7 protein-coding genes are annotated in these 11,836 nt (G+C 52.9%); 3 read left to right on the top strand and 4 right to left on the bottom strand.

Annotated elements, in window-relative coordinates:
• Positions 1-69: 69 nt before the first annotated feature.
• From B036_RS0102915 to clpB, 3 genes are all read right to left on the bottom strand, one after another.
• A complete protein-coding gene (locus tag B036_RS0102915) occupies positions 70-642 on the bottom strand; it encodes a UbiX family flavin prenyltransferase (RefSeq protein WP_020567191.1) in 573 nt (190 codons plus the stop codon).
• 86 nt (positions 643-728) lie between these two features.
• Entirely contained in the window at positions 729-977 is a 249-nt protein-coding gene (locus B036_RS0102910) for a hypothetical protein (RefSeq protein ID WP_020567190.1), read from the bottom strand.
• A gap of 179 nt (positions 978-1,156) precedes the next feature.
• Entirely contained in the window at positions 1,157-3,781 is a 2,625-nt protein-coding gene (clpB, locus tag B036_RS0102905) for an ATP-dependent chaperone ClpB (RefSeq protein WP_020567189.1), read from the bottom strand.
• A 438-nt stretch (positions 3,782-4,219) separates the two neighbouring features.
• Here clpB and B036_RS0102900 point away from each other — a divergent pair, with 438 nt between their 5' ends.
• Complete coding sequence (locus B036_RS0102900) at positions 4,220-4,627, top strand: ArsR/SmtB family transcription factor (protein WP_083926113.1); 408 nt, start codon at positions 4,220-4,222, stop codon at positions 4,625-4,627.
• The gene (locus B036_RS0102895) at positions 4,611-5,063 is read left to right on the top strand and encodes an SRPBCC domain-containing protein (RefSeq protein WP_020567187.1); all 453 of its coding nucleotides are present in this window, start codon (positions 4,611-4,613) and stop codon (positions 5,061-5,063) included. The genes B036_RS0102900 and B036_RS0102895 overlap by 17 nt, the downstream gene beginning before the upstream one ends.
• Before the next feature lie 53 nt (positions 5,064-5,116).
• Here B036_RS0102895 and B036_RS0102890 read toward each other — a convergent pair whose 3' ends face one another.
• Positions 5,117-8,470, bottom strand: coding sequence for a VCBS repeat-containing protein (locus B036_RS0102890; protein WP_020567186.1), 3,354 nt, complete (start codon positions 8,468-8,470; stop codon positions 5,117-5,119).
• Positions 8,471-8,624: 154 nt separating this feature from the next.
• Between B036_RS0102890 and B036_RS0102885 the strand changes: the two genes are divergently transcribed.
• Positions 8,625-11,732: a SusC/RagA family TonB-linked outer membrane protein gene (locus B036_RS0102885; protein ID WP_044101605.1), complete on the top strand. Its 3,108-nt coding sequence runs from the start codon at positions 8,625-8,627 to the stop codon at positions 11,730-11,732.
• The last annotated feature ends 104 nt before the right edge of the window (positions 11,733-11,836 follow it).

The following is an 11,836-nucleotide window of genomic DNA, read 5'->3' as shown; positions in this document are numbered from 1 at the left end:
GGCTTCAGCTTTTATTTCAAAGCTATTTGCTTAGGCTTTTGGAGTGGTTTTCTCCTGCCCACCATAAGACTACTTTCCCTCCCCCCACCGATAACTATCCAACTCAAATCCCGCCAAATCCAACACCCGGTCAATGACCGTAAGCGCAATCTCTTCCTTCGTATCCGCCCCCGAGTAAAAACTCGGGATGGCCGGACAAATGATGCCTCCCGCCTCCGTGATCGTAGTCATGTTGCGCAAATGAATCAGACTCAGCGGTGTTTCCCTAGGCACCACAATGAGCCGACGACGTTCCTTCAGAACAACGTCAGCTGCCCGGGTGATCAGGTCCTCACTAACGCCCGTGGCGATGCGCGCCATCAAACCCATACTGCAGGGGCAAACAATCATGGTGCCGTACTTCGCAGAACCGGAAGCAAAGGGCGCATGGAAATTCTTTTTCTCGTAATAGTCAAAGGGATAAGTGGTGGGGTCAAAAGCCTCTCCCAGCTCCAGTTCCCAGTTGTACTTGCCGTTGTCCGTTATCACTACCCCGACGGCCGCCCACTGGTCTTTGAGTTTCGCTAAACGATCCAACAGGAGTTTGGCGTAAAGGCTACCGCTGCTGCCGCCGATGGCGACGACTATTTTGTGCTTTTGCATGAAGTTGGAACGAAGATGCTCGATATTGGTTGCGCTCCCCCGGCGACTATTTGGACCATTGAAGGGCGTCCGTCATGTATTCAGGTTTAAAATAAAAGCCACACAAAGCCAAAGTAAAACACCGTTCCAAAAATGGAAAAACCAATTAACCAGGGCAGCATCAGGTCCTCGTACATCCCACGAAGTTCTGCAACGGGTGTCTTTCTCGTTCCGACAAAAAGGCTGTAAATCCGTACGCCCACACCATGGACGAATTTCAGGAAGCCACCAAGGAACCACACTGAAAATAATTCGCCAAATAGCGAAGCAATAGCTTGACCGATCATTTTCATCATATTACAAAGTTATTCGACAACCCGACAACTTGAGCAAAAAAAAGACGGCCGGGAATTTTCCCGGCCGCCAATACACTCACTAATACACACATTATATCTTTAATGTCTCACTGACGGTTGATTTTGCTTCAACCGTAAGGTTTTCGCCAGCTACGTACGATTAAGCTGCAACTACGCCCTTAAGCAGGTTCTTCCACGCGTTCGTTCTTCCGGGCTTTACGGAAGACGACCACGTCGTCGAACACATCCAGCACCAGCTGGCTGCCCGGCTGAATGTCGCCCTCAAGCATTTGCTTGGACAACTGCCGAAGGACCCGTTTTTTGATCACCCGCTTTAATGGGCGGGCACCAAATTCAGGGCTGTAACCTTCAGCCGCCAGCCAATCCATGGCTTCGGGCGCTACGGTCAGCACAATGTCCTGCTCGGACAATTGTTCAGAAACCTGACGTAGTTGCAGCTCCACAATCTCCCGGATATTACTCCGGTTGAGGGGGCGGAACATCACCACGTCGTCGATCCGGTTAAGGAACTCCGGCCGCACCGTGTGTTTAAGTACGTCGAAAACCTGCTCTTTGGTTTTCTCTACGATGTCATCTTCGTTATTTCCGTCGATTTTACTGAAATTTTCCCGGATTAAATCCGAACCGATGTTGGACGTCATGATCACGATCGTGTTCTTGAAATTGGCTACCCGACCTTTATTATCCGTCAGGCGACCGTCGTCGAGCACCTGCAGCAGGGTGTTGAATACGTCGGGGTGGGCTTTCTCGATCTCGTCGAGCAGGACTACAGAGTAAGGCTTCCGCCGTACGGCTTCGGTCAGCTGCCCACCTTCATCGTAGCCGACGTAGCCGGGAGGTGCGCCCACCAGTCGGCTCACGGCGTGGCGTTCCTGGTACTCGCTCATGTCGATCCGCGTCATCATGTCCGCGTCGTTGAACAGGTATTCCGCCAGCGCTTTGGCCAGCTCTGTTTTACCGACGCCGGTGGTGCCCAGAAAGAGAAAACTACCGATGGGGCGGTCCTGGCTGCTCAGCCCGGTCCGGCTCAGGCGGATGGCATCTGCCACGGCCTCTACGGCTTCTTCCTGACCGACGACCCGTTGGTGCAGTTCTTCTTCAAGTTTCAAGAGTTTCTCCCGTTCACTCTGCAGCATACGCGTAACGGGGATGCCCGTCCAGCGAGCAACGATCTCGGCAATGTCTTCTGCGTCGACTTCTTCCTTGACCAACATCTTATTATCGGTCTGCATCTCAATCAGGCGCGCATTGAAACCGTCCAGCTCTTGTTCCACTTCGGGAATCAGGCCGTACCTGATTTCGGCTACACGGCTGAAATCTCCGCTGCGTTCTGATTGCTTGGCGTCGGTCTTCAGCTGTTCGATGCGCTCCTTGGCTTGTTGGATTCCGAGGACCACTTCGCGCTCGCTTTCCCACTGGGCGCGGAAAGCATTCCTGCGCTCTTCGAGATTGGCGATGTCCGCACCGATTCGCTCCAGTTTTGTCGTATCGCTTTCCCGCTTTACGGCTTCCCGCTCGATCTCCAGCTGGCGGATTTTACGCTCGACTTCGTCGAGCTCCGCAGGCATGGAGTTCATTTCCAGGCGGAGCCTGGCGGCGGCCTCGTCGATCAGGTCGATGGCTTTATCCGGCAAAAAACGATCGGTGATGTAGCGCTCAGACAGTTGGACGGCGGCGACCACGGCCTCGTCGAGGATGTTGATCTTGTGGTGCGTCTCGTAGCGTTCCTTCAGTCCGCGGAGGATGGAGATGGCGTCTTCTTCGTTCGGTTCATTGACCGTTACCTGCTGGAAACGACGTTCCAGGGCCTTGTCCGTTTCGAAGTACTTTTGGTATTCCGCAAGGGTGGTGGCACCGATGGCCCGCAGCTCTCCCCGCGCCAGTGCTGGTTTGAGGATATTGGCAGCGTCCATCGCGCCTTGCCCTTTTCCAGCACCCACCAGGGTGTGAATTTCGTCAATGAAGAGGAAAATCTGCCCTTCTGCCTGGGTCACCTCGTTGATGACAGCCTTAAGGCGCTCTTCAAATTCACCCTGGTATTTTGCCCCGGCGATCAGGGCACCCATATCCAGCGAGTAAATATCTTTTTCCCGAAGATCTTCCGGTACGTCTCCGTTGACGATCCGGTGGGCGAGGCCCTCCACAATGGCGGTTTTACCCACCCCGGGCTCACCGATGAGGATCGGATTGTTCTTACTTCGGCGTGCCAGAATATGAAGTACCCGCCGGATTTCTTCATCGCGGCCGATCACCGGATCGAGCTTTCCTTTGCGGGCTTGTTCGTTGAGGTTGATCGCGTACTTCTCCAATGAGTTGTACTGGTTCTCAGCGGAGTTAGAAGTGACTTTTTTGCCCTGGCGCAGCTCTTCGATGGCTTTTTTAAGCACCTTGTCGTTCACACCGGAATCACGTAGAACCTGGGTCGTTACGTCGTTGATCTTAAATGCGCCGAGCAGGAGGTGCTCCAGGGAGACGTATTCGTCGTCCATGTCTTTGGCAATCACGCTGGCGTGTTGCACCATTTCGCCGGCTGGCCGGCTTAGGTTTTGTTGCCCGCCCGATACCTTTGGGTAACCGGAGACAATGCTGTCGATGGCCTGTTTTACGGCGTTGAGATTAGCCCCCATCTTCTTGAAAAGGAAAGGGGTGACGTTTTCATCAATCTCAAAAACCGCCTTCAACAGGTGGCCGGGCTCAATGCTTTGCTGGCCGTTACCCAGGGCAATTTCCCCGGCACGCTGCATCGCCTCCTGGCTCTTGATGGTGAAGTTGTTGAAATTCATTTTATATGCTTTGTTCCGCCAGGCGGATGATTGTCAGATGCTTAACGACAAAATAAAAACGGTGTTCTTGCAGAATTTGGTTCATTGTTGTCGCACCATTAAGGAGCAAAGCAAGTGCCTGAATAATAAATCGGAAAAATCGTCAGGTGTTTTGGGTTGCGCCTGACTTTTTTTCAGGCGGGGCCGCAGGTGCAGGGGGACGGTTTTCAAGGAGGACTATCTGCCAAAAAATAGGAACGTTTAACTCGTACTTCAAAGGCTACTGCTACGCGTGAACTTACGGAACTCACGAAATTAGGAGTCCTTAATCGGATAAGTGCAGGCCGGGGGACGCGGTATGAGTTACGTCTCTCGACTTGAAAAGCGATGCTAATCAACCCTGCCTTATAACTCCCCGAGCACCTGCGTCCGCGCCAAATCCTTCGCAGAATCGATAAAATGAAAGCAAAATATTTGCGAAACCAATCGGTTACGCTTATATTTGTAACCAATCAGTTACAAATAAGCGTGAGACGAGATGTATTCCAAGCAATTTCAGACCCAATAAGACGGGACATTATCGATATGCTTACCAAAGAAGTGCTGACGGTAAACGAAGTAGCCGATAAATTCGAGATCAGCCGGCCCGCGGTTTCAAAGCACCTCAAAATCCTGGATGAGTGTGGCTTATTGACGATTAATAAGCAGGGGAGGGAACGCTACTGCAGGGTAGACCCGGAAAGCCTTATCCCAGCCTTCCTTTGGCTGGAACAATACCATCAACAATGGAAAGCAAGAATTGATGCTTTTGCAGACTTCGTAAATGAATCAAAAACAAAAAGCGAAAACAATGACCAATCAAAATAATGCCGCTGGCAGGACCCTTACCATCAGGAAAACCTTTGCTGTAGCTCGGTTAAAGGTATGGGAGGCGTGGACAAAACCTGAGAATATCGCCAAATGGTGGGGCCCAAAAGGAATGGACGTTGAGGTGTTGGAGCACGATTTCAAAGTGGGAGGTAAATGGAAGTATTCCATGCAGATGCCCGACGGAAATGCATTTATTTCAGCGGGTACATTCCTGGAGATCATCGAAGGGGAAAAAATCGTTACTTCGGCTGATTTTAAACCGATGACCGAGGGGGTTGAACTACACGTTAGCTTTGAGGGGGATGACCACCAGACGCAATTCACCTTTAGCGTAGTTCATCCCACTGAAGATTACTGTAAGCAACAGGAAGAAATGGGCTTTTATAATGGCTGGGGGGCTGCGTTTAAGCGACTGGAGGAAGTTTTGGACTGATACCGGGAGGATGACCTCCAAATGGATTTACGATCTGCGAAGGGAAACCGAACCTACCGGATTTTGTAAATGCCCACCTCTCCATCATTGACCACCATCAGCACCAGCAACCCTTCGGCCGTACGCACGGTCCGGATTTCCCGGAGGTCGGTTCTTTTGGCCAGCCCGCTTGCACTGGAGGGCATCGCCTGGAATTTACCTTGTCCCAGCCCCTGGAGTACCAGCCCAATACCTGCATCTGCCCGGGGGGTCTCCACTTCACTTTGATACAGGTTGCCACCCGAAAGAATATCAATTGTACCGTCGCCGTCGAAATCCCGGCAAACGGCGGACCGGATGGCGCTAAACTGCGCCTCCTTGGGCAACGGCATCAATTTCAGCCGGCCACCATCGTTGATGCCGACCATGCTGCTAAAGGTGGTGGCAGACAATTGCAATGACTTATCCAGGGCCAACGGATCGAAAACCTCCGTCAGCGTAGCCCCGGCGAAAGCGTCGTAAGAAGGGAAGGATTCTTTGAGTTCGGGAATTTGTTGTGCGGAGCAGGAGCGGCCACGTAGTGGGAATTGCTTGCCGTCGTTGTAGTAGCTTAGGACAATGTCTCGCTGGCCGTTACCGTCAAAATCGTCGTAGAAGACTTCGAAGGGTTCTTCCGGGGTGGCCTGGTATTTATAGTTCTCGCCCAGGTTGCCGAAGACGAAGTCTTCGTCGCCGTCACCGTCCAGGTCTGCTTTCGACAGGCTGAACCACCAGCCAGAGGTGGGGTTTTGGGAATCGGTGAAATCTGTCTCAGCTCTGAACCGATCTCCGGTATTGTAGAGTACCGCCAGGGGCATCCATTCTCCTACCACCATCAGGTCCGGCTTGCCGTCGGAATTCAGGTCTGTCCATTCTGCGGCAGTGACGAGGCCGAAGCCTTTCAGGAAGGGCGCCATTTCGGCAGTAACGTCGGTGAAGTTCCCCCCGTCGTTGCGCAGCAGGTAGCTGTCGGCCGGAGCCGGGTAATCACGTGGCGTTAACCGGCCACCGACGAACAGGTCCAGGTCGCCGTCACCGTCGAAATCGGCCGGAGCGACGCAGCCACCGCTGGCAGTGAGGGGTGGCAGGCTACCCGTGGGCGCAGCGGTGAGGTTGCCAGCGCCGTCGTTGAGGTAGAGCCGGTCCTGGTAGAACGGACTTCCTGCGTCAAACTCATTGCCGCCGCTGACCACGTAAAGATCCTGGTCGCCATCGCCATCGGCATCAAAGAAAGTTGCCGCTACATCTTCCAGCAAGGATGATCCCCGGAAGGTTTCGGTGGAAGAGGGAACGAATTTCCCCGCTGCCGTTTGCAGCAGTAACTCCCCCGGCTGGCCGGAGGCGCCGCCGAGGTAGAGGTCGTCAAGCTGATCGCCGTTGAGGTCGCCCACGGCTACCCCCGGCCCGTTTTGCGACTGCTTGTGAGGAATCAATACCTGATAGCGATAATCGTCGAAGACGTTTTCCCGGTGGCGGTAGGGCAGGGCTACAGCCTTTGTTATTTCTGAAAGAAGTGGCTTTGGGGAGATACGCTGGTCCACCACTCCACTACCTTGTTTCTCCATCGTCAGGGTGAAGTTTGATGAGATATCATCGGCATAGTCCTTGGTCCCATCGGGCCAGGTAACCTCAACCCGCCATGCTCCATAACCATTCTTTGGGCCTGCGTCCTCGCCCAATCCAAAATGCACGGTAGATTCACTGGTGGAGTACATCCCCCTAACATTTGTCGTCTCGAAATGCTGTACTTTCTTTCCGCCAGAGGATATCTTTACCTTTGTCCCGAAAGTCGATTTATGCTCAGGATCAACCAACTTAAGGCGGAGATAACTGCCACCGGTGCCCTGGTTATGATAAATAGAAGCAGGTGCGTTGATGTTGCTTACCACTAGGTCCAACCGGCCATCATTATCCAGGTCGGCATACGCTGCGCCGTTGGAGAATCCTGGCTTGTCCAGCCCCCAATCTGTCGCCCGGGGCGTGAATTGGTAGTCCCCTTCGTTCTCAAATGCATAATTGCTCAGTGGCTGGGAAGGGATAAGATCGAGTGCCTCCTTCAGGTCGATCACGTCGTAGATCGTGACGTCGGCGTCGTCCGGGTTAGCCAGGATGTAGGCGTTGATTTTTTTGGTGACGTAGGTGGCAAATTCTTTGGCGGCATCCGTATTCCGAATGTCTCGGAGCAAACCATTGGTGACGTAAAGGTCTTGCCGGCCGTCGTTATTAAAGTCTGCGAACAGATTTGCCCAGCTCCAGTCCGTAGCCGCTACCCCGGCCAGCTGGGCGATCTCGCTGAACTGACCTTTCCCTCGATTGAGCTGCAACGAATTGAACATATACTGGTAGTGCCCACCGGCGTCGAGGACCTGCTGGAAGGCTTCCGGGTTCATGCCGCTCATATTGGCCTTGAGCCGATAATTGTCCTCGGCTACCATATCCAGGACCATCAGGTCGAGCAGGCCATCCTGATTGATGTCGGCGGCATCGACACCCATGCTGTAATAGGAAGTGTGGCCGGTAGTGCCTTTGATGAGGTCGGTGAAAGTGCCGTCGCCGTTGTTTTGGTACAGTCGGTCGGGGGCATCGTAGTCGTGGCTGACGTAGAGGTCGGTGTTGCCGTCCCCATTAAAATCCCCGGCGACTACGGAGTTGGGGAAGCCCACTTCGGCGAGGCCCGAGGTAGTGCCGGTGTCAGTGAATTGGGGCTGGCCGTTGGCGTTATTACCGTCGTTTCGGTAGAGCCGGCTGCGGTACTCCGGGGCTTTCAGGTCGGTGCCGAATAAGGGGGAGTAATTGCCAGTGTTGGGTGGCTGGTTGAGGACGTAAAGATCCAGGTCACCGTCACCATCGAAGTCGAAAAATAGGGCATGGCGGCTGCGGCCTTCGTCGGCTACGCCGCAGAGTTTGGCTGCCTCGGTGAAGGTGCCGTCGCCGTCGTTGAGGTAGAGGAGGTTGGCGCGTCGGTCGGGAGCATCGTCGTACAGTTCGCGGGTGACGTAGATGTCGGGCCACCCGTCGTGGTTGACATCTGCAACAATGACGCCTGATGACCACCCATCGTCTTTAAGGATACCTGCTTTTTTTTGCAGGGCGAAGGTCATTTGACCTTCGTTGAAGTAAAGTTGGTCGTTAACGAGGTTGCCGGCAAAAAAGATGTCCTGTAGCCCGTCCCGATTAAAATCTCCGATGCCTACTCCGGCTCCACCATAGTAGTTGGAATAGATTAGGATATTATGTGCTGGCGTGTCTTTGAGGTCATTACGAAAGGTAATTCCCGTCTGTTTGAAGCTCAGTTCTGTGAAGTTGGGCTGGGCCAGGAGGGGCAGCCAGGGGAGACACGTCAATAAAACGTAAGGCAAGATTCTTCTGTAGGTCAAACAGTACATCATGGGGCAAATGTCGGTTATGGTTACATTATAATTGGTTAATAATTGAAATTATATGATTTATAATGCTAGATTTGATCTCAATGTCATTTGCTTTTGTCATTTGCATTGCTTGGGAGCTTAATCAATCAGATCATACATTCACAATTAAATCCATATGTTAAAACGTTTAATACTCACAGTGAGTACTGTCCTTCTATTGACAGTATTTGCCGCTGCACAGACCGTCAGGGTCACTGGCAGCGTTAAAGATGCCAGCGATGGCAGTGGCCTTCCGGGCGTAACCATCCTGGAACAGGGAACCACCAACGGTGCAATTTCGGACATTGATGGTAATTATTACCTCACGGTCAACCAGGGTGCCACCCTGCAGTTCAGCTACATCGGCTATACCCGCCAATTGGTGGAGGTTAATGGTCGTACTTCTATCGATGTTATGCTGGAAGGAGAAAGCAGCGTCCTTAATGAGGTGGTGGTTACCGCCTTTGGAATGAAGAAGGATCAAAAAGCACTGGGTTATGCAGTGACCAAAATCGATGGTAGCGATCTTGTAACGGCTAAGGAGGTCAGCGTGGCTTCCCAGCTGGCGGGCAAGGTACCGGGCCTCGATATCACCCGGCCCACCACGGGCCCGGCAGGTTCTACTAACATTGTCATTCGTGGCCTCGGTTCCCTCAGTGGAGATAACCGGGCATTGATCGTTGTCGACGGTGTACCAATCAACAATACAAATATCAACTCTGCAGGTATGTGGGGGGGCATCGATAGTGGTGACGGGCTTTCTAGCATCAACCCTGATGACATTGAGAGCGTGAACGTGCTCAAGGGCGCGGCCGCAGGTGCATTGTATGGTGAGCGTGGCGCGCAGGGTGTCATTCTGATTACGACCAAGAAGGGGGCAGCCAGTGACGGTATCTCTCTGGAGTATACCACCAATTTCACCATCGATAACGCCGCCATCTTCCCTGAGTACTACCAGTCTGAATACGGCCAGGGAATGAACGGTATGAAGCCTTCTACTCGGGAAGAAGCCGCGCAGAACCCCGCCAACTGGGGAGCTCGCCTCGATGGTAGCCCGATGGTTTACTTCGATGGTGTTACCCGCCCCTACTCCGCCAAGGCCTCCGACGACCTGCTCAATTACTACGAGACCGGTCAGACCTGGATGAACACCATCGCCATGAGCGGTGGTACCGAAAAGGTCAACGCCCGTCTTTCGCTCTCCAACCTCACCAATACGGGCATCGTTCCTAACTCAGGCTACGATCGCTATACGGTAAACTTACTGACCTCTCTCAAGCTAAGTGAAAAGTTAACCCTGGAGATGAAGGCCAATTACATTCAGGAGGAAGCCACCAACCGCATCAACCTGTCTGACAACCCGAGTAACCCCGGTAAAGCTTTCAGCCAGTTGCCCAACAATATTTCTGTTGACATGCTCCAACAGCGTCGTTTCGAAGACGGTCGCGCCATAGCATGGAGTGCCAACAACCCCTTCACGGTTAACCCATACTGGGGCCCATTTGAGCACCAGCAACGGGACGATAAGAAGCGCTTCATCGGTTACGCCCTTGGTCGTTACGAGTTCAATGACTGGATCAGCCTGCAGGCTCGTTATGCCATCGACTATACCAACCTCGACTACTTCTACGCTCAAGCTCCGGGTACTGAGCACATCGTTCAAGGTTCGATAGACCAAACGAACTACGAAACAAACGATAATACCCGCGATATCATTCTGAACCTCAGCCCTCAACTTACCGAAGACATTAGCCTGAACGTAAACCTGGGAGGTGTGCAGAACCCACGTAGTCGCTACGACTACAACGTAAGTGGTAATACTTTCATCGTCTCCGACCTGTTTAATATCAACAACATGGCGGTCCGTAACCCCGGAAACTACCGCATCAGCGAATTACAGACCAACGGTTTGTTTGGTACTGCGCTGATTGATTACCGGGGCGTTTTCTTCCTGGACCTGTCGGTACGGAACGACTGGTACTCAACGCTGACCAATCCTACTGATCCGGACGCTTCCCAGAACTCCGCCCTGTACGGTGGTGCCTCGGCTAGTATCCTGTTCTCCGAAGCCTTTAAGATGGAAAACGAGACGTTCACCTTCGGTAAGTTTCGTGTAAGCTACGGTGTGGCTGGCAACGGTGCCCCCGACCCCTACTTGTTGCTACCCACCTTCTCCATTGAGAGTGTACCGTTCAACGGGGCTTCTCTGGGTCGTGTAACCAGCGGTACTTTCCCAGGCAGCGGTCTTCAACCGACGATTACGAAGTCCTTCGAAGTAGGTGTAGATCTGCGCTTCCTCCGGAACCGGATTGGTCTCGACCTGACTTACTACCAGCAAAACACCGTTGATCAGCTCTTCCAGGCCAGCCTTCCACGGCCTACCAGCTTTGATCGCTACTTCCTTAACGCTGGTGACGTCAAAAACTCCGGTGTCGAAATGGCCCTTAACCTGACCCCAATCAAGAAAAATGACTTGCGTTGGGACGTTACCTTCAACTTCGCCAGCAACGTAAATACAGTAGTCGCACTGGCCGACGGTATTGATAACCTGAGCGGTGAGTCTGCCCGTTTCAACGCCAACCTCCTTTCCGAAGTAGGCGGCCAGGTCAATAGCATCTACGGTACAGTTCTGATGCGCAATGACGCTGGTCAGATTATCCACGACGAGTCCGGCTTGCCGATGATTGCCCCTGAGCGGGAGATTCTTGGCAATTACCAGCCCGATTGGTACGGTGGTCTCAACAACAACATCCGTTATAAGAACTGGAACCTCGGCTTGCTCTTCGACACGAAGCAGGGCGGAGAAATCTTCTCGATTACCAACCAGTTTTCGATCGGAAACGGTAGCCACCCAATGACCCTTGTTGGCCGGGATAACCCCAACTTTGAGATCGTTGGTGCTGGTGTGACGGCTGGTGGTGGTGCCAATTCTACGGCCGCACCACTTGACGACTACTACGGCCGCATCAGCAACGCTGCTAGTGAGAACATCTTTGATGCTTCTTACATCAAGCTGCGCCAGGCAACTTTGGGCTACACCTTCCCGAAGGTACAGGTAGGGGGCACCCAACTTCGTGAATTGAGCATCTCCCTGACCGGACGTAACCTCTTCTTCGTACAGAACGGCCTTGATTTTCTTGGCCTGGACCCTGAAGCAGTTTACAACATCGGCGGCGGCGGATTTGAGTACAGCTCGATCCCAAGCACACGCTCTTTTGGCATTAACCTTAACGTGAAACTCTAAATACCCTCGTTTATCTACCAGTAATTTGGCGGACGAGGCGCATTGGCCAGGCCAAGATCCTTCCATTGCACCTGCGTCCCCGCCCAAATTGGCTAAAGTAAAAC

Source organism: Neolewinella persica DSM 23188 (assembly GCF_000373105.1).
In the GTDB taxonomy this organism is placed as follows: domain Bacteria; phylum Bacteroidota; class Bacteroidia; order Chitinophagales; family Saprospiraceae; genus Neolewinella; species Neolewinella persica.
This window is presented reverse-complemented; position numbering and strand designations above follow the sequence as displayed.

Excerpts from the sequence above, each read along its gene's own strand:
- B036_RS0102915 (WP_020567191.1), bottom strand. The coding sequence starts at position 642 with ATGCAAAAGCACAAAATAGTCGTCGCCATCGGCGGCAGCAGCGGTAGC.
- B036_RS0102910 (WP_020567190.1), bottom strand. The coding sequence starts at position 977 with ATGATGAAAATGATCGGTCAAGCTATTGCTTCGCTATTTGGCGAATTA.
- clpB (WP_020567189.1), bottom strand. The coding sequence starts at position 3,781 with ATGAATTTCAACAACTTCACCATCAAGAGCCAGGAGGCGATGCAGCGT.
- B036_RS0102900 (WP_083926113.1), top strand. The coding sequence starts at position 4,220 with ATGAAAGCAAAATATTTGCGAAACCAATCGGTTACGCTTATATTTGTA.
- B036_RS0102895 (WP_020567187.1), top strand. The coding sequence starts at position 4,611 with ATGACCAATCAAAATAATGCCGCTGGCAGGACCCTTACCATCAGGAAA.
- B036_RS0102890 (WP_020567186.1), bottom strand. The coding sequence starts at position 8,470 with ATGATGTACTGTTTGACCTACAGAAGAATCTTGCCTTACGTTTTATTG.
- B036_RS0102885 (WP_044101605.1), top strand. The coding sequence starts at position 8,625 with ATGTTAAAACGTTTAATACTCACAGTGAGTACTGTCCTTCTATTGACA.